Here is a 19,361-nt window from a genome sequence, read left to right as displayed (position 1 = left end):
CGTAGTCCACGGCGATGCGGCGCACGCGCACGCCCTGGTCCTCCAGCGTGTCCAGGACCTCGTCCAGGGCCTCGGCGTCGCCGGCGATCACCACGGAGGAGGGGCCGTTGACGGCGGCCACCTCGACCCGGTCCGCCCAGCGCTCCAGCCGGGCGGTGACGTCGTCCTCGGTGAGGGCGACGGAGGCCATGCCGCCGCGTCCGGCGAGCCGGGCGCGGATGACCTGGCTGCGGACGGCGACGATGCGGGCCGCGTCGTCCAGGGACAGCGCGCCCGCCACACAGGCGGCGGCGATCTCGCCCTGCGAGTGGCCGACCACGGCGTCCGGTACGACCCCGACGGAGGCCCAGACGGCGGCCAGGCCGACCGCCACGGCGAAGCTCGCGGGCTGTACGACGTCGACCCGGGTGAGCAGGTCGGCGTCGGCCTCGCCGCGCAGGACGGCCGTCAGGTCCCAGTCCACCCAGCGTTCCAGGGCCCGGGCGCACTCCGCGACGCGGGCGGCGAACACCGGTGAGGTGTCCAGCAGTTCGCGGCCCATGCCGGTCCACTGGGTGCCCTGGCCCGGGAAGACGAGGACGGTCTTGCCGGCGCCGGCCGCGGTGGCGGCGCCCCGGACGACACCGGCCGTCTGCTCGTCGCGGGCGAGGGCGGTCAGCGCGGCCAGGGCCTCCTCGCGGGTGTCCGCGATCACCACGGCGCGTTCGCCGAGGACGGCACGCCGGGTGGCGAGGGTGCCCGCGATGTCGGCGAGCGGGGTGTCCGCCGCGTCCTCCAGGAAGGCGGCGAGGCGGCCGGCCTGGCCGGTGAGTGAGGCTTCGGAGGCCGCCGTCACCACCAGGGGCAGCACACCGCCCGGTGCCGCGGGCGCCTCGTGCGGGGTCTCCCGCTCGGGGGCCTGCTCCAGGATCAGATGGGCGTTGGTGCCGCTGGCGCCGAACGAGGAGACGCCGACCCGGCGCGGCCGGCCGGTCTCGGGCCACTCCCGCGCCTCGGTGAGCAGTTCCACGGCACCCGCCGACCAGTCGACCTGCGGGGAGGGGGCGTCGATGTGCCGGCTGGCCGGCATCAGGCCGTGGCGCAGCGCCTGCACCATGTTGATGACGCCGGCGACACCGGAGGCGGCCTGGGTGTGGCCGATGACGGACTTGACGGAGCCGAGGCGCAGCGGCTGCCCCGCGGGGCGGTCCTGGCCGTAGGTGGCGAGGATGGCCTGCGCCTCGATGGGGTCGCCGAGGACGGTGCCGGTGCCGTGGCCCTCCACCATGTCGACGTCGGTGGTGGTGAGTCCGGCGCCGGCCAGCGCCTTGCGGATGACGCGCTGCTGGGAGGGGCCGTTGGGGGCGGTGAGGCCGTTGGAGGCGCCGTCCTGGTTGACGGCCGAGCCGCGGATGACGGCCAGGACGCGGTGGCCGCGCTCCTGGGCCTGCGTCAGCGTTTCGAGGAGGACGACGCCGACGCCCTCGGCCCAGCTGGAGCCGTCGGCCGCCGCGGCGTAGGACTTGCAGCGGCCGTCGAAGGCGAGGCCGCGCTGGCGGGCGAAGCCGACGAAGCCGCCGGGGGTGGACATCACGGTGGAGCCGCCGGCCAGCGCCATGGAGCACTCGCCGCGGCGCAGCGCCTGCATGGCGAGGTGGATGGCGACCAGGGAGGAGGAGCACATGGTGTCGACGGTGACCGCGGGGCCCTCGACGCCGAGGGTGTAGGCGACCCGGCCGGAGGCGACGCCGCCCGCGGTGCCCAGGGCGCGTTCGAGGCTGAGGTAGCCCTCGTGGCCGCTGAGGTCGGGGGCGTAGTCCTGGTGGACGATGCCGGCGAAGACGCCCATGTCGCTGCCGCGTACGGAGTGCGGGTCGATACCGGCCCGTTCCAGGGTCTCCCAGGACACCTCGAGCAGCTGGCGCTGCTGCGGGTCCATGGCGAGGGCCTCGCGCGGGGAGATGCCGAAGAACGCGGCGTCGAAGTCGCCGGCGTCGTGCAGGAAGGCGCCCTCGCGGACGTAGGTGGTGCCGGGATTGTCCGGGTCGGGGTGGTAGAGGCCCTCCAGGTCCCAGCCGCGGTTCTCGGGGAACGCCGTGTAGACGTCGGTGCCGTCGGTCACCACGCGCCACAGGTCCTCCGGGGTGCGGATGCCCCCCGCGTACCGGCAGGCCATGGAGACGATGGCGATGGGCTCGGCAGCGACCGCCGCGAGTTTGCTGTTCTCCTGCTGCAGGCGCGCGTTCTCCTTGAGGGAGGCGCGCAGCGCGTTGACGATCTGGTCGTCCGGGCCCGGCATATCCGTCCTCCGTGGTGCGTCCGCTGTCATGGGGTCAGCTCGTCCCGCCCAGAGCACGCTGCACGAGATCGGCAACGTCCATGGCGTCGATCAGGGTCTCGTCGTCCTCGGCCGGGGCCGTCGCCGCGGGCGCGGCGTCGTCCTCGGTGTCCACGAGGCCGAGCAGGGTGTCCAGGACGCCGGCTTCCCTGAACCGGGCGAGGGGGACGTCGGCGAGGGCTCGCCTGAGGTCGTCCTCCCGCCCGTCGAGCCCGTCGTCCGCGTCCCGTAGCAGCTCGGAGCGCAGGTAGCCGACGAGGGCGTCCGGCGTGGGGTAGTCGAAGATGAGGGTGGCGGGCAGCCGCAGGCCGGTCGCCACATGGAGGCTGTTGCGCAGGTTGACCGCGGCGAGCGAGTCGAAGCCGACCTCCTGGAAGGCCTGGAGCGGTCCGATGCTCTCGGCGCCGCTGTGGCCGAGGACGGTGGCGGCGTGCCCGCACACCAGGCGGAGCAGGACGCGGTTCTGCTCGGCGTCGGGGACGTCGCGCAGGGAGTCGACGAGGCCGGCGGTGGTGTCGCCGTTCTCGGTGTCCGGCTGGGTGGCCCGCAGCGCGGCCTGCGCCTCGGGCAGGTCGGCGAAGAGCGGGCTCGGCCGGACGGAGGTGAACGCCGGGACGAAGGCGTCCCAGTCCATGTCGACCACCGTGACGGCCTTCTCCTGGGCCCGGACGGCCTGTTCGAAGGCGGTGACGGCGATCTGCGGGTCCATCGGCAGCACACCGCGCCGGCGCAGCTGGACGAGGGTGTCCTCGTCCATGCCGACGCCGGTCTCGTCGAGGGCGCCCCAGGCGATCGCGGTGGCCGGGTGGCCCTGGCCGCGCCGCCACTCCACCAGGGCGTCGAGGACGGCGTTGGCCGCACCGGACGGGCCCTGTCCGCCGCCGCCCCAGATACCGGCGATCGAGGAGAACACCACGAACGCGTCGAGCGGGGTGTCCGCGAACCGCTCGGCGAGCCAGCGGGCCGTGTCCACCTTGGCCGTGAACACCTCGGTGAGTTCGGGGATGCCGGTGTCGTCCACGGTGGCGGTCCTGGCGATGTCGGCGGTGTGCACGACGGCGGTGAGCGGCTGGTCGTCCGGGGACGCGGCGAGCAGGCGTTCGATCGCGGTCCGGTCGGTGTCGGCGCACGCCTCGACGGCGGTGCCGGTGCCGAGCGCGGCCACCTCGGCCGACAGCGCGGCGAGCGCGCCCTCGGGTGCCTCGGCGGTGGTGGTGACGACGAGCCGCCGGGCACCGGACCGGGCGAGCCACAGGGAGGCGTGCCGGCCGAGGCCCTCGGCGCCGCCGGTCACCAGGACGGTGCCGCCCGGCTGCCAGCCGGCGCCGGCGGCCGGGTCGGGGGCAGCCTTGCGCAGCAGCCTGCGGGTGTGCACGCCGGACCTGCGCACGGCCAGCTGGTCGTCGTCGCCGGTGGTGCCGAGCGCGCCGAGCAGATGGCGGACGGCCCGGGCGTCGAGGACGGCGGGCAGGTCGATCAGTCCGCCCCAGCGGTCGCCGCGTTCCAGGGCGGCGGCCCGGCCGACGCCCCAGACGGCCGCCTGGGCCGGCGCGGTGACGGTGTCCTGGATACCGGTGTTGACGGCGCCCCGGGTCAGGGCCCACAGCGGCTGGCCGGCCCCGGCGTCGCCGAGCGCCTGCACCAGCGCGAGGGTGGCGGCGGTCAGCGGGACGGGGTCCTGCGGCCCTTCCTGGCCGCCCGGGTCGAGCGCGAGCAGCGACAGCACGGCGGTGACGTCGTGCGCGGCGAGGGCGGCCGTGAGCTGGTCGCCGATCCGGGCGCGGGTGGCGTCGGCCGCCGCGATCTCCACGGGGACGACGTCGAGGCCCTGGGCGGTGAGTTCGCGCAGCAGCTCGTCCGGCGGTGAGCCGGGCTTCCGGTCCGCCGGGACGACGGCGAGCCAGGTGCCGCCGGGGACGCCGGCGCCGTCCTGGTCCAGTGGCCGCCAGGTGACGTGGTAGCGCAGCTTCTGCGCCGCCGACCGCTCGCGCCTCCTGCCGCGCCAGTCGGCCAGCACGGGGACGACGGTGCGCAGCGCGGCGCGGTGCTCGGCGGCGGCCAGGTCGAGCAGCTGGGCGAGGGAGTCGGCGTCGGCCTGTTCGACGGCGGTCCAGAAGTCGTTCTCGGCGCCCTCGGCCACCGGGGCGTCGTCCGTGCCGGTGTCCGCCTCCCGGAGCCAGAAGTGCTGGCGGTCGAAGGCGTACGTCGGCAGGTCCACCCGGGCGTCGCCGGCCCCGGCGGGCAGGACGCCCGTCCAGTCGACGGCCACGCCCCGGACGAACACCTCGGCCATCGACGTCAGCAACCGGCGCAGACCGCCCTCGTCGCGCCGCAGCGATCCGGCGGCGACGGCGCGGAGCCGGACGTTGTCGTCGGCGGTCTCGTCGAAGATCTCGTTCACGGGCTGGACGAGGACGGGGTGGGCGCTGGACTCGACGAACACCGTGTGCCCCTCGGCGAGGAGCGAGGCGACGGCCGGCCCGAAGCGCACCTGGCCGCGCAGGTTGCGGTACCAGTACCCGCCGTCGAGGACGCCCGCGTCGCGGACCCACTCGCCGGTGACGGTGGAGAAGAACGGCACCACCGGCGCCTGGCTGCGGATGTCGGCGAACGCCTTGCCCAGCGAGTTCTCGATCGCCTCGACGTGCCGGGTGTGGGAGGCGTAGTCCACCGCGACCCGCCGCACGCGCACCCCGTCGGCCGCCAGCGCGGCCAGTGCCTCGTCCAGCGCCTCGGCGTCACCGGCGACGACGACCGACGTGGGGCCGTTGACAGCGGCCAGTTCGACGCGCCCGTCCCACGGGGCGATCCGCGCGACCACGTCCGCCGCCGAGAGCATCACCGAGGCCATACCGCCCCGGCCCGCCAGTTCACCGGCGATGACCTGGCTGCGTACGGCCACGATCCGGGCCGCGTCCTCCAGCGACAGCGCACCGGCCACGCAGGCCGCCGCGATCTCGCCCTGCGAGTGCCCGACCACCGCGTCCGGTACGACGCCCACGGAGGCCCAGACGGCAGCCAGCGCGACGTTCACGGCGAAGCTGGCCGGCTGCACCACGTCGACGCGGGCCAGCAGGTCGGCGTCCCCGCGCAGCACGGCCGTCAGGTCCCAGTCCACCCACGGCTCCAGCGCCCGGGCGCACTGCGCGATCCGCTCCGCGAACACCGGCGAGGTCTCCAGCAGTTCGCGGCCCATCCCGGTCCACTGCGAACCCTGGCCGGGGAAGACGAGCACGGTCCTGCCGGGTCCGCCGGAGCCGGCGACCGTTCCGCTCACGAGGAGCGGGCTGCTCTCGCCGCGGGCCAGCGCGCCGAGCCCGGTCAGTGCCTCGTCGCGGGAGCCGGCGATGACCACGGCCCGCTCGGAGAGCAGGGCGCGGCGGGTGACGAGCGCGCCCGCGATCTCGGCCGGGGCCGCGTCGGCGGCGCCGCCGGGGTCCGCGACGAGCGTCGCGAGGCGCCCGGCCTGGACGGTGAGGGAGGCCGTGCTGCGGGCCGACACCACCAGCGGTACGACGCCGTCGGCCGGTGCCGGCCGGGCGGCGGGCCCGGACTCCGGCCGGGTCTCGTGGTCGGGCTCGGGCGCCTCCTCCAGGATGACGTGCGCGTTGGTGCCGCTGGCGCCGAACGAGGAGACGGCGGCCCGGCGCGGCCGGCCGTCGCGGTCCCACTCCCGGGCCTCGGTGAGCAGTTCGACCGCGCCCGCCGACCAGTCGGCCTGGGCGGTGGGCTCGGCGACGTTCAGGGTGGCGGGCATGACGCCGTGCCGCATCGCCTCCACCGTCTTGATGACACCGGCGACTCCGGCGGCGGCCTGGGTGTGCCCGATGTTGGACTTCACCGAACCGAGCCACAGGGGCTTGTCCGCGTCGCGGCCCTGGCCGTAGGTGGCGAGCAGGGCCTGGATCTCGATCGGGTCGCCGAGGACGGTGCCGGTGCCGTGGCCCTCCACCAGGTCCACGTCGGCGGGTTCGAGCCCGGCGGCGGCCAGGGCGCTGCGGATCACCCGCTGCTGCGAGGGCCCGTTGGGGGCGGTCAGGCCGTTGGAGGCGCCGTCCTGGTTGACCGCGCTGCCGCGCAGCACCGCGAGCACCCGGTGGCCGTTGCGCCGCGCCTGCGAAAGCCGCTCCAGCAGGACCACGCCGACCCCTTCGGCCCAGCCGGTGCCGTCGGCGGTGGAGGAGTACGCCTTGCAGCGGCCGTCGGCGGACAGGCCGCGCTGCCGCGAGAACTCCAGGAAGGCGTCGGGGCTCGCCATGACGGTGGCGCCGCCGGCCAGGGCGAGGGAGCACTCGCCGCCGCGCAGGGCCTGGGCCGCGAGGTGCATGGCGACCAGGGAGGAGGAGCAGGCCGTGTCCACGGTGACGGCCGGGCCCTCGAAACCGAACACGTACGACACCCGGCCCGAGGCCACGCTGGCGGCCGTACCGGTCATGGTGTAGCCCTGGACGTCCTCGGGCACCTGGCGCAGCCGGGTCACGTAGTCGTGGTGGACGATGCCGGTGAACACGCCGATGTCCTGGCCGCGGGTGGACAGCGGGTCGATGCCGGCCCGCTCCATGGCCTCCCAGGAGGTCTCCAGCAGCAGCCGCTGCTGGGGGTCCATCGCCAGCGCCTCGCGCGGCGAGATGCCGAAGAGCGGGGCGTCGAACCGGCCGGCGTCGTGCAGGAAGCCGCCCGCCCGGGTGTAGCTGGTGCCGGGGTGGGCCGGGTCCGGGTGGTAGAGCTTGTCGATGTCCCAGTCGCGGTCGACGGGGAATCCGGTGATGGCGTCACGCCGGTCCATGACGAGCTGCCAGAGTTCCTCGGGGCTGGTGACGCCGCCGGGCAGCCTGCTGCTCATGGCGATGATGGCGATCGGCTCGTCCGGGTCGGCGGTGCCGCGCCGGGTGACGGCGGGGATCTCCGGGCGGGTGCCGAGGAGTTCGCCGCGCAGATGGTCCGCGAGCAGGGCCGGGGTCGGGTGGTCGAAGACCAGGCTGCTGGGCAGGCTGACGCCGGTGAAGTCGTGCAGCCGGTTGCGGAGTTTGACGGCGGTGAGCGAGTCGAAGCCGAGGTTCTTGAACGGCTGGCCCTCGTCGAAGCCGTCCGTGTCGCGGTGGCCGAGGACGACGGCGGCGCTCTCCCGGACCAGGTCCAGCAGGACCCGGCGCTGTTCCGCGTCGGCGAGTCCGGCCAGCCGGGCGGCCAGCTCGTTGCCGTCGGCGGCCGGTTCCCGGCGGATGACCCGCCGGGCCGGGGCGGCACCGGGGGCGCGGGCCGGAACCGGGACGGAGTCGTCCCCCGCGCCGGTGCGCGGCTCGGGGCCCGCCGCGGTGCCCGGCCCGTCGGCCGGGACGGCGCCTTCGGCCGCCGTGGCCGCGAGCGTCACCGGGCCGAGCAGGGCGACGGGCCGCCCGGCCGGGTCGGCCAGCTCGACCAGGTGTCCGCCGGCCGCGGCCGGGGTGACGCGCGCCCGCAGTTCGGTGGCGCCGACCGCGTACACCGCGAGGGCGGCGCAGCCGGTCAGGACGGTGCCGGCCGCGCCGGGGTGCGCGGCCTCGGCCGCCACCCGCAGGGCCGTGTCGAGCAGCACCGGGTGGAGGGTGAACGCCGCCGCCTCGCCGTCGAGTTCGGCGGGCAGCGCGAGTTCGGCGAGGACTGCGCCGTCGCGCCGCCACAGGGCGCGCACCCCGGCCGGGGCGCCGGTCCCGGCCGGGGCGCCGGTCCCGGCCGGTTCGTCGGGCCGGCCGATCGGGTCGAAGGCGTGCTGCGGGACGCCGGGCACCAGGGTGGCCGCGGCGTGCCGGAGCCACGGCTCGCCCTCCTGCCCGGCCGGCCGGCTGTGCACGGCGGCGCCGCGCACCCCGTCGGGGCCGGGGGCGTCCGCGAAGACGCGCAGCTGGAGGTCGCCGTGCGCGGGGACGACGAGGGGGGTGTCGACGGTGATCCGCTCGACGGTGCCGCCGCCGGCCTCGTCACAGGCCCGGACGAGCAGCTCCAGCAGCACGGCGGCCGGTACGGTCGCCGCGCCTCCGGTGTGCGCGCCGGGGAGCAGGCCGGGGCTGCGCGCGGACAGCCGGCCGGTGAGGACGACGCCGGTGCCGCCGTGCGCGCCGGGGACCTCCACGACGCCGCCCAGCAGCGGGTGGCCGGCGGACCGGGCGCCGAGCGCCTCGGCGTCGGAGGCGGTGCCGGCCTCCACCCAGTACCGCTGGTGCTGGAAGGCGTAGGTGGGCAGGCGGGGGCCGACGGCGGGCGCCGGGCCGCCGGGCAGGGCGGTCCAGTCGACCGGTACGCCCCGCACATGCAGTTCGGCGAGCGCGCCGCGCACCGCGGTGTCCTCGGCGGTGTCCCGGCGCAGTGTGCTGACACAGCCGCGGGTGTCCGGTCCGAGGGTGCCGAGGGCCATGGCGCTGAGGACTCCGCCGGGGCCCAGTTCGAGATGGGTCACGACGCCCTGGTCGCGCAGGGTGGTGACGGCGTCGGCGAACCGGACGGCGTGCCGGGCCTGGTCGACCCAGTACTCGGGGCTCGCGAGCAGCCCGTCGGCGGCGAGGGCGCCGGTGAGCGTGGAGACGACCGGCAGGGTGCCGGGCCGGTAGCGGAGCCGGGCGGCGACGGCGCGCAGCTCGTCGAGCATCGGCTCCATCAGGGCGGAGTGGAAGGCGTGGCTGACGGGGAGCCGCCGGGTGCGGTGGCCGTCCTGGGCGAGGCGTGCGGCGACGGCGAGGACGGCGTCCTCGGCGCCGGAAAGGACCAGCGCCCGCGGCCCGTTGACCGCGGCGATCCCTACGGTGCCCGCGCTCCCGGCGAGCAGCGGGGCCGCCTCGGCCTCGGTCGCCTCGACGGCGATCATCGCGCCGCCCTCGGGCAGGGCCTGCATCAGCCGGCCGCGGGCCGCGACCAGTTCACCGGCGTCCGCGAGGTCCAGGATGCCGGCCGCGTGGGCGGCGGCGATCTCGCCGACGGAGTGGCCGGCGAGCAGGTCGGGCCGTACGCCCCAGGAGGTGAACAGGCGGAACAGCGCGGTCTCCAGGGCGAACAGCGCGCCCTGGGTGTAGAGGGTCTGGTCGAGCAGGGCGGCCAGGTCGGTGCCGGGCTCGGCGGACACCACGTCCGTCAGGGAGTGGTCGAGACCGTGCAGGTGGCGTTCCACGGCGGCGCAGGCGGCCTCGAAGGCGTCGCGGAACACCGGGTGGGCCGCGGCGAGTTCGCGGCCCATGCCGGCCCACTGGCTGCCCTGCCCGGTGAACAGGAAGGCGAGCTTGCCGTCGGCGGGAGAACCGGTGACGGTGTCCGCGTCGGCACCGCCCCCGGCGAGCGCGCGCAGCGCGTCGGTGAGCCGCTGCCGGTCGGCGGCCAGGACGACCGCGCGGTGGTCGAGGTGGGCGCGGGCGGTGGCGAGCGCGTGGGCGGTGGCGCCGAGCGGTGTGCCGGTCCGGTCCTCGACCCAGTCGGCGAGCCGGGCCGCCTGGCCGCGCAGACCGGCGGCGGTGCGGGCGGAGACGGGGAAGAGAAGGAGGCCGTCCCCGCCCTCCGGGGCATCCGGGGCGTCCGGGGCGTCCTGTAGGGCGTCGTGCGCCGGGGCTCCGGCGGACGCGGGCGCCTGTTCCAGCACCAGGTGGGCGTTGGTGCCGCCGATGCCGAAGGCGGAGACGCCGGCGCGGCGCGGGCGCCCGTTCTCCGGCCAGGGCCGGGCCTCGGTGAGCACCTCCACCGCGCCCGCCGACCAGTCGACGTGCCGGGAGGGCCGGTCCACGTGCAGGGTGCGGGGCAGCAGGCCGTGACGCATCGCCATGACCATCTTGATGACGCCGGCGACTCCGGCGGCGGCCTGGGTGTGCCCGAGGTTGGACTTCACCGAGCCGAGCCACAGCGGCTTGTCCGCGTCGCGGTCCTGGCCGTAGGTGGCGAGCAGGGCCTGGGCCTCGATCGGGTCGCCGAGGACCGTGCCGGTGCCGTGCGCCTCCACGGCGTCGACGTCCGTCGTGGTCAGCCCGGAGGCGGCCAGGGCCCGGCGGATCACCCGTTGCTGCGAGGGGCCGTTGGGGGCGGTGAGCCCGTTGGAGGCGCCGTCCTGGTTGACCGCGCTGCCCCGGATCACGGCGAGCACCTGGTGGCCCTGCCGCTCGGCCTCCGAGAGCCGCTCGACCAGCAGCAGGCCGACGCCCTCGGACCAGCCGGTGCCGTCCGCGCCGTCCGCGAACGCCTTGCACCGGCCGTCGGGGGCCAGGCCGCGCTGCCGGGAGAACTCGACGAACGTCTCCACGTTGCCCATCACCATCACGCCGCCGGCGAGCGCCATCGAGCACTCCCCGTTGCGCAGGGCCTGGGCCGCGAGGTGCAGGGCGACGAGGGAGGAGGAGCAGGCCGTGTCGAGGGTGACGGCCGGGCCCTCGAAGCCGAAGTGGTAGGCGACGCGGCCCGACACGACGCTGCCGGAGCCGCCGGTGAGCCGGAAGCCCTCGGCGTCGGCCGAGTGGTGCAGGCGCACGGTGTAGTCGTGGCTGTTGACGCCGACGAAGACCCCGATGTCCCGGCCGCCGAGCGCGGTGGGATCGATCGCGGCGCGTTCGAACGCCTCCCAGGACGTCTCCAGCAGCAGCCGCTGCTGCGGGTCCATGGCGAGGGCCTCGTTCGGGGAGATGCCGAAGAAGGCGGCGTCGAAGCCGGGCGCGTCGTCGAGGAACGCGCCGTGCCGCACGTAGGTCGTCCCGGCCTTGTCGGGATCGGTGTCGTACAGCCGGTCGATGTCCCAGCCGCGGTCGTCCGGGAACTCCGTGACGGCGTCGACCCCGTCGGCGACGACCCGCCACAGGTCCTCGGGGCTGTGCACTCCGGCGGGGAAGCGGCAGGCCATCGCGACGATCGCGATCGGCTCGTCGGCCGCGGCGGGCGCCGCGGCGGCGCCCGCGGCGGCGTCACCGGTGGTGGCGGCGCCGGTGAGGCGGTCCCGCAGGTGTTCGGCGAGCGCGGTGGGCTTCGGGTAGTCGAAGACGACGGCCGAGGGCAGCGTGAGGCCGGTGGCGGTCGCCAGCCGGTTGCGCAGCTCCACCGCGGTCAGCGAGTCGAACCCGGCGTCCTTGAAGGCCCGGTCGGCGCGGACGGCGTCGGCGGTGCCGTGGCCGAGCACGTCGGCGGCGTTGCGCCGGACCAGGTCGAGCAGCAGCGCGCTCCGGGCCGCCGGGTCCAGCGGGACGAGGCGGTCGCGCAGGCTGCCCTGGCCTGCGGCACCGGCGGCGCGGGCCGACGAGCGCGGTGTGGGCGCGAGGCCGCGCAGCAGCGGCGCCACGGGTGCGGTGCGGGCCGCCGCGCGGAGGGCCGGCAGGTCCAGCTTGGCGGCCACCGGGGCGGCGGGCAGCGTGCCGCCGGGGCGCAGGGCGAGGTCCAGCAGCGCCATGCCCTCGGCCGTGGAGAGCGCGGCCATGCCGAGCCGCCGGTTGCGGTGCAGGTCGGCTGCGCCCAGGTGCCGGGTCATGCCGCTGGCCCGCTCCCAGTAGCCCCAGGCCAGCGAGACACCGGGCAGGCCCTGGGCGCGGCGGCGCCGGGCGAGCGCGTCCAGACCGGCGTTGGCGGCGGCGTAGTTGCCCTGGCCCGGGTTGCCGAACACGTTGGCGGCCGAGGAGAACAGCACGAACGCCGCGAGGTCGTGGTCCCGGGTCAGCTCGTCCAGCAGCAGGGCCGCGTCCAGTTTGGGCCGCAGTACGGTGTCGACGCGCTGCGGGGTGAGCGCGGTGAGCACGCCGTCGTCCAGGGTCCCGGCGGTGTGCAGGACGGCGGTCAGCGGGTGGTCGGCGGGCACCGCGGCGAGGGCGGCCGTGAGCTGGTCCCGGTCGGCGGTGTCGCAGGCGACGAGGGTGACGGTGGCGCCGAGCGCGGTCAGCTCATCGGACAGCGCGGCGGCGCCGTCGGCCGCGGGGCCGCGCCTGCTGAGCAGGAGCAGCCGGCGGACGCCGTGCTCGGTGACCAGGTGCCGGGCGGTCAGCGCGCCGAGGGTGCCGGTGCCGCCGGTGATCAGGACGGTCCCGGCGGGATCGAGCGCGCGTCCCGGCGCCGGGGTGCCGTGCTCCTCCGCCGGGACGTCGGCGCGGGCGAGCCGGGGCACTTCGGCGCCCGTGGCCCGGACGCGTATCACCGGTTCGCCGGAGGCCAGCAGGCCGGGCAGCGCGGAGCGGGCCGCCGCGTCGAGGTCCCGCGCGCCGGCCGGGCCGTCGAACTCGGCGAGCAGGATCCGGCCGGGGTGCTCGGACTGCGCGGAACGCAGCAGGCCCCGTACGGCGGCCGTGGCGAGGTCCGTGCCGTCGGCGGTGGCGGCCACGACCAGCCGGGTCCGCTCCAGGGCGGGCTCGGCGAGCCACGCGTGCAGGACGCCGAGCGCGTCGGTGAGCGCCGTGCGCGGATCGGTCACTGCGGGGTCGAGGGCGTACAGCAGGACGTCCGTGTCCGCGGCGCCGTCGGTCACGTCCTGCCCGGCCGTGACGACGTCCTGCGCGGTCTCGACGCTGACGGCGGCGGGCGTGCCGTCACCCGCCGGGAGGACCAGCTCCGTCCAGTCGACGCGGAACAGCGCGTCGTGGGTGAGCGCCTCGGCGAGTCCGGCGCGCACCGGGTCGAACGGCTCCGCCAGCACCGCGTCGACGGCCAGCACGGGCCGCCCGGCCGGGTCGGTCAGGTCGAGCCGGGTGCCTTCCCCTGCCGCGTCCGCCGACCGCACGGTGACGGCGGTCGCGCCGGACGCGCGCAGTGCGACGCCGCGCCAGGTGACCGCGAGGGTCCCGGCGGGCAGTGCGGTCCGCACGGCCGCGTCGAGCAGGGTGGGGTGGACGCCGTACCGGTCGGCGTCCCCTGCGGCCTCGCCGAGGGCCACCTCGGCGCCGGGCCCGTCGGCGGCCCGCTCGTCGTCCGCCGGGGCGGGCGCCAGTGTGCCGCGGGCGTGCCGCGTCCAGACGGCGTCCAGCGCGGAGTCGTCCGCGCGCGAGTACACCTCGACCGTGCGCCGCCCGGTGCCGTCGGCCTCGCCCACCACCGTCTGGACGGCTCGGCCGCCGCGCACGGGCAGGACCACGGGCCGTTCGACGGTCAGCTCCGCCACGACCGGTGCGCCGGCCTCGTCACCGAGCCGGAGCGCCAGCTCGACCAGCGCCGCGTTCGGCACCAGGACCGCGTCCCCGACGAGGTGCTCGGCCAGCCACGGCTGGGAGCGCGGTGACCAGCGCGAAGTCGTCATGAAGCCACCTGAGTCCGGCCGCCCGACGACGGCACCGACCAGGGGATGGTCGGCACCGCCCTGCCCGAGCGAGGCGGCGTCCGCCGCGGGAGCGGTCTTCAGCCAGTAGTGGCGGTGCTCGAAGGCGTACGTCGGCAGGTCCAGGTGCGCCGCACCCGCACCGACCGGCAGCACACCCGTCCAGTCGACGGCCACACCCCGGACGAACACCTCGGCCATCGACGTCAGCAGCCGCCGCAGTCCGCCCTCATCACGCCGCAACGAACCGCTGACAACCGCCTCGGACTCCCTCTCGTCCACGATCTCGTTGATCGGCTGAACGAGGACGGGGTGGGCGCTGGACTCGATGAACACCGAGTGCCCCTCGGCAAGGAGGGAAGCGATGGCCGGGCCGAAACGGACCTGACCGCGCAGGTTGCGATACCAGTACCCGCCGTCCAGCACACCCGCCTCACGCACCCACTCACCGGTCACCGTCGAGAAGAACGGCACCACCGGCGCCTTACTGCCAATCTCCGCGAACGCCTCGGCCAACGACGACTCGATCGCCTCGACATGACGCGTATGAGAGGCGTAGTCCACGGCGACCCGCCGCACCCGGACGCCGTCGGCCTCCAGGGCGGCCAGCGCCTCGTCCAGCGCCTGAGCGTCACCGGCGATCACCACCGAAGCGGGACCGTTCACGGCGGCGACCTCAACCCGCCCAGCCCACGCGGCGATCCGTGCGGACGCGTCGGCCTCGGACAGCGCCACCGAGGCCATACCACCCCGACCCGCCAACCCACCGGCGATCACCCGACTGCGCACCGCAACAATCCGCGCCGCGTCCTCCAACGACAACGCACCCGCCACGCACGCGGCGGCGATCTCACCCTGCGAGTGCCCGACCACCGCATCCGGCACCACACCCACGGACGCCCATACGGCGGCCACACCGACCATCACCGCGAAACTCGCCGGCTGCACGACATCCACCCGGGCCAGCAGATCCACATCACCGCGCAGAACAGCCGTCAGATCCCAGTCCACCCACGGCTCGAAGGCCCGCGCACACTCCGCGACCCGCTCCGCGAACACCGGCGACGACTCCAACAACTCCCGGCCCATACCCAGCCACTGCGAACCCTGGCCGGGGAAGACCAGGACGGTCCGGCCGGCGGACACGGCGCTGCCGGTGACCAGCCCCGCCGCCGACTCACCCTGGGCCAGCCCCGCGAGCCCCGCCACCGCCTCCGCACGCGAACCCGCGACCACCACGGCCCGCTCCGACAACACCGCCCGCCGCGCCGCCAGCACACCCGCGGCCTCGACAAGCGACACAGCCGCGTCACCGACGAACGCAGCCAGCCGTCCCGCCTGACCCGCAAGCGACCCCGCCGACGCAGCCGACACCACCACCGGCACCACACCGCCGTCCGGCACCACGGCCGCCGCCGGCTCCTCCGCGGGCTGTTCCAGGATCACGTGTGCGTTCGTGCCGCTGACGCCGAAGGAGGACACACCGGCCCGGCGCGGGCGTCCGGCGGTCTCGGGCCACCGGCGGGACTCCGCGAGGAGTTCGACGGCGCCGGCCGACCAGTCGACCTGGGAGGAGGGGGCGTCGACGTGCAGCGTGGCCGGCAGGACGCCGTGGCGCATGGCCTGGATCATCTTGATGACGCCGGCGACACCGGCGGCGGCCTGCGTGTGGCCGATGTTGGACTTCAACGAGCCCAGCCACAGGGGCTGTTCGCGGTCCTGGCCGTAGGTGGCGAGGAGCGCCTGGGCCTCGATCGGGTCGCCGAGGGTCGTGCCGGTGCCGTGGCCCTCGACCGCGTCCACGTCGGCCGTGGCCAGCCCGGCGTCGGCCAGTGCCCGGCGGATCACCCGCTGCTGGGCGGGGCCGCTCGGTGCGGTCAGGCCGTTGGAGGCGCCGTCCTGGTTGACCGCGCTGCCCCGGACCACCGCCAGCACGCGATGGCCGTTGCGGCGGGCCTGCGACAGGCGCTCCAGGACGAGGACACCCGCGCCCTCGGCCCAGCCGGTGCCGTCGGCGGCTTCGGCGTACGACTTGCAGCGGCCGTCCGAGGCCAGCGCCCGCTGCCGGGAGAACTCCACGAAGGTGTGCGGGGTGGCCATGACGGTCGCGCCGCCGGCCAGGGCCATCGAGCACTCCCCGCGCCGCAGGGCCTGCGCGGCCAGGTGGAGGGCGACCAGGGAGGAGGAGCAGGCCGTGTCCACGGTGACGGCCGGGCCTTCGAGGCCGTACACGTAGGCGATACGGCCGGAGGCCACGCTGGAGGCGGTTCCGGTGGTGACGAAGCCTTCGAGTTCCGCGGGGAGGGCGCCGCCGGATCCGTAGTGCTGGCCCATGACTCCGGCGAACACGCCGACGTCCGTGCCCTTCAGCGCCCGCGGGTCGACGCCGGCCCGCTCCAGGGCCTCCCAGGACGTTTCCAGGAGCAGCCGCTGCTGCGGGTCCATGGCCAGGGCCTCGCGCGGCGAGATACCGAAGAAGTCCGCGTCGAAGCCGCCGGCGTCGGGCAGGAAGCCGCCCTGGTCGACGTAGGAGGTGCCGGCCTTCTCCGGGTCCGCGTCGAAGAGGCGGTCGAGATCCCAGCCGCGGTCGGTGGGGAAGCCGGAGACGGCGTCGCGGCCCTCGGCCAGCAACTCCCACAGTTCCTCGGGGGTGTTGACGCCGCCGGGCAGCCGGCAGGCCATGCCGACGACGGCGATGGGCTCCTGCGGGTCGGCGTCGGCGGCCGGCGGTTCCGGCCGCGCCCGGGTGTCGCCGTCCAGGCCGAGGACGGCGGAGCGCAGGTGGGCGGCGAGGTCCCGCGGGGTGGGGTGGTCGAAGGTCACGGTGGTGGGCAGCCGCAGCCCGGTGTGTTCGGTCAGCCGGTCGCGCAGGGCGACGACGGCCACCGAGGTCAGGCCCAGGTCGCGGAAGGCGCGGCCGGCCGGCAGGGGGGTCGCGTCCGGGCCGTGCAGGACGGCGGCGGCCTGCTCGCTGACCAGCCCTTCCAGGAGGTCCCGTTGGGCCCGCTCGTCCAGGCCGGCCAGGCGGGCGCGCAGGGCGGCGGTGACGGCGGCGTCGGGGCGGGCCTGCCGGGCGGGCGGCTCGGCCAGGGCCCGCAGCAGCGCGGGGACCGGCCGACGGGGGTCCCCCCGGTCGAGCCCGTTCGGGGCCGGGAGAAGGTCGGGCAGGGCGGGGCGCGGTGCGAGGAGGGCCGGGGCCCGGCCTGCGAGGAGTACGTCGAACGCGGCCCGGAGGTCGGGGAGGCGGGTGTCGTCCTCGTCGGCGGCCCATACGAGGGTGGCGGCGGCTCGGCCGCGCAGTCTGCGGGTGTGCGCGACCGCCTCGGTGAGGGCGGCGCGCACCGCGCGGTCCGGGTCGCCGGGAGCGCCCAGGGTCGCGGAGCCGTCGGTGACGGTGAGGAACACGTCGGTGTCGTCGAGGAGTTCGTCGAGGGTGCGGGCCAGGGCGGGATCGTCCGCGGTGTGCACCACCGCGGTCACCGGCCGGGCGTCCGCAAGGGCGGCGCGCAGGACGGCCGCGTCGGCGGTGACCCGGGTGGCGCGGGTGCCGGCGGGCCAGGCGTCCGGGTCGGTGCCGTCGGCGGTGCCGGGTGCGCGGACGAGCAGCAGGCGGGTGGCCCGGTGCTGGTCGGCGAGGTGGTGGGCGAGCGCGGCGCCCACGGGTGTGTCCGTACCGGTGACCACGACGGTGCCGGGGCGGCCGGGGTCCGCCGCGGGCCGCGGCCTGCCGTCGACCGGGGTGCGCAGCAGCCGGGGAACGAGCAGTTCGCCCGCCCTGACGGCCAGTTGGGGCTCGCCGGAACCGAGGGCGGCGAGCAGCGCCGCCGCCGTCTCGCGCGGTCCGCCGCCGTCGGTGTCGATGATCGTGGGCCGCGTGTGCCCGGCCGCCTGGAGCGACCGTACGGCGGCCCACAGCGCGGCGCCGACGGGGTCGGGCGCGGTGTCGCCGGCCGGGGTGGCCGACCGGGTGAGGACCACCGGTTCGGCGGGGGCGTCCGCGCCGGTCAGCTGGTCGGTGAGGAGGCGGGCCCGCGCTGCCGGGTCGGCCTGGGCGGGCGGCGGCAGCAGGACGACGGGGCCGGCGGGCGGGGCGGCCGAGGAGGCGAGGTGGGGGTGGAGTTCGGCGTGCACACCGGCCGCGCGCAGGGCGGCGGCGAGCCCGGTGGTGTCCTCGCCGACCAGGGTGAGCGCCGTCGGCGGCGCGTCGCCGGTGCCGGCCGGTGCCGGCACCCACGCGGGCGTCAGCAGTGCGTCGTGGTGGCCGTCGGCCGTGTGGCGCGGCCAGTACGGCTGGGCGGGGAGCAGCCGGCGGACGATCTTCCCGGAGGGGGTGCGCGGGATGCCGGAGACCTCGTGGATCCGCTCGGGGAGCTTGTAGGCGGAGAGCCGGGCGCGGCAGTGGTCGAGCAGGGCGGCCGGGTCCAGGCCGTCCGGTGCGGGGACCACCCAGGCGACGGGCACCTCGCCCAGGGTGTCGTGGGAGACTCCGGCGACCCCGGCGTCGGCGACGCCGGGGGCGGTGCGCAGGACCGCTTCGACCTCGTCGGGGTGGATGTTCTCGCCGCCGCGGATGATCAGGTCCTTGAGCCGGCCGCAGACGGTGAAGTAGCCCGCCTCGTCGCGGCGGGCCAGGTCGCCGGTGCGGAACCAGCCCTCGTGCAGCGCGGCCCGGGTCGCCTCGGGGCTGTTGTGGTAGCCGACCATGACATTGGGCCCGCTGACCCAGACCTCGCCCTCCTGTCCGGCGGGCACGTCCTGTCCGGTGTCGGGGTCGACGATGCGGACGTCGACGCCGGGCACGGGCAGCCCGCAGGAGCCCTCGACCCGGGCGCCGTCCGGCGGGTTCATGGTGATCGCGCCGCAGGTCTCGGTGGAGCCGTAGGCGTCGACCAGGGGGACGCCGAAGGTCTCCTCGAAGGAGCGGCGCAGCTCGGAGCCGGTGACGGCGCCCCCGACGAGCCCGATGCGCAGATCGGGCAGCAGGAGCCCGGTGCGGCGGGCGGTGCCGACCAGGTGGTGGTAGGTGGTGGGGACGCCGGCGAGGAAGGTGGCCCGCTCCGAGCGGAGCAGCTCCAGCACGTCGTCGGCGGAACTGCCGTCCGTGATGCGGGCGGTGGCCCCGACGGAGGTCACGGACAGCACACACGCGATGTGGGACAGGCTGTGGAACAGCGGAAGCGGCCACAGCACCCGGTCGTCCTGGCGCAGGTCCGGGATGGGTACGTAGCTGGCGGCGACCGACCACAGGCAGTTGCGCTGGGTGGACAGCACGCCCTTGGGGCGGCCGGTGGTGCCGGACGTGTAGAACATCCAGGCCACCTCGTCCAGGCCGAGGTCGTCCGGGGCGGCCGTGCCGGGGTCGGTGACGGCGAGGTCGTCGTAGGAGTGGGTGCCCGGCGGGACGGACGCGGTGCCGGCCACCAGCACGGTGGGGGCCGGGGCGGTGGCCGCCACCCCTTGCAGAAACGTCACTGCACTACTCGCCCCCGCGAGCACGAATCCCGCGCCGCTGTCGGCGAGCAGATACTCCAGCTCGGCCGGAGCGGACCGCGGGTTCATCGGCACGCCGATGCCGCCGGCCCGCACGACCGCGAGATAGCCCTCCACCATCGCCACGGAGTTGCCGAGGCAGAGCGCCACCCGGTCGCCGCGGCGCAGTCCGAGACGGACGAGATGTCCGGCGAGCCGCCGCGTCCGCGCCTCCAGCTCCGCGTAGGTGACCGCGCGCCGGTCGTCGGCGAAGGCGACCTTTTCCGGGATGCGGACAGCGTGCTCGTGCAACGTGACCGCGAGCGGTGTGACCAGGTCGGGACGCAC

The 19,361-nt window shown here is 76.3% G+C and carries 2 protein-coding genes (1 of these 2 cut by a window edge); both read right to left on the bottom strand.

Annotated elements, in window-relative coordinates; genetic code table 11:
- Nucleotides 1-2,335 carry the 5' portion of an SDR family NAD(P)-dependent oxidoreductase gene (locus tag ACF073_RS34875; RefSeq protein WP_392075486.1) on the bottom strand. 13,709 nt of this gene lie to the left of the window's left edge, so 2,335 of the gene's 16,044 nt are visible here — the first part of the coding sequence; the start codon lies at nucleotides 2,333-2,335; the stop codon falls past the left edge of the window.
- A complete protein-coding gene (locus ACF073_RS34870; RefSeq protein ID WP_392075485.1) occupies nucleotides 2,313-19,361 on the bottom strand; it encodes a type I polyketide synthase in 17,049 nt (5,682 codons plus the stop codon). Before ACF073_RS34870 ends, ACF073_RS34875 begins: the two co-directional genes overlap by 23 nt.

It is taken from the genome of Streptomyces sp. NPDC015171, from assembly GCF_043079545.1.
Lineage (GTDB): Bacteria > Actinomycetota > Actinomycetes > Streptomycetales > Streptomycetaceae > Streptomyces.
Note: the sequence above shows the minus strand (reverse complement) of the source record. Positions and strands in the feature narration are given on the sequence as shown.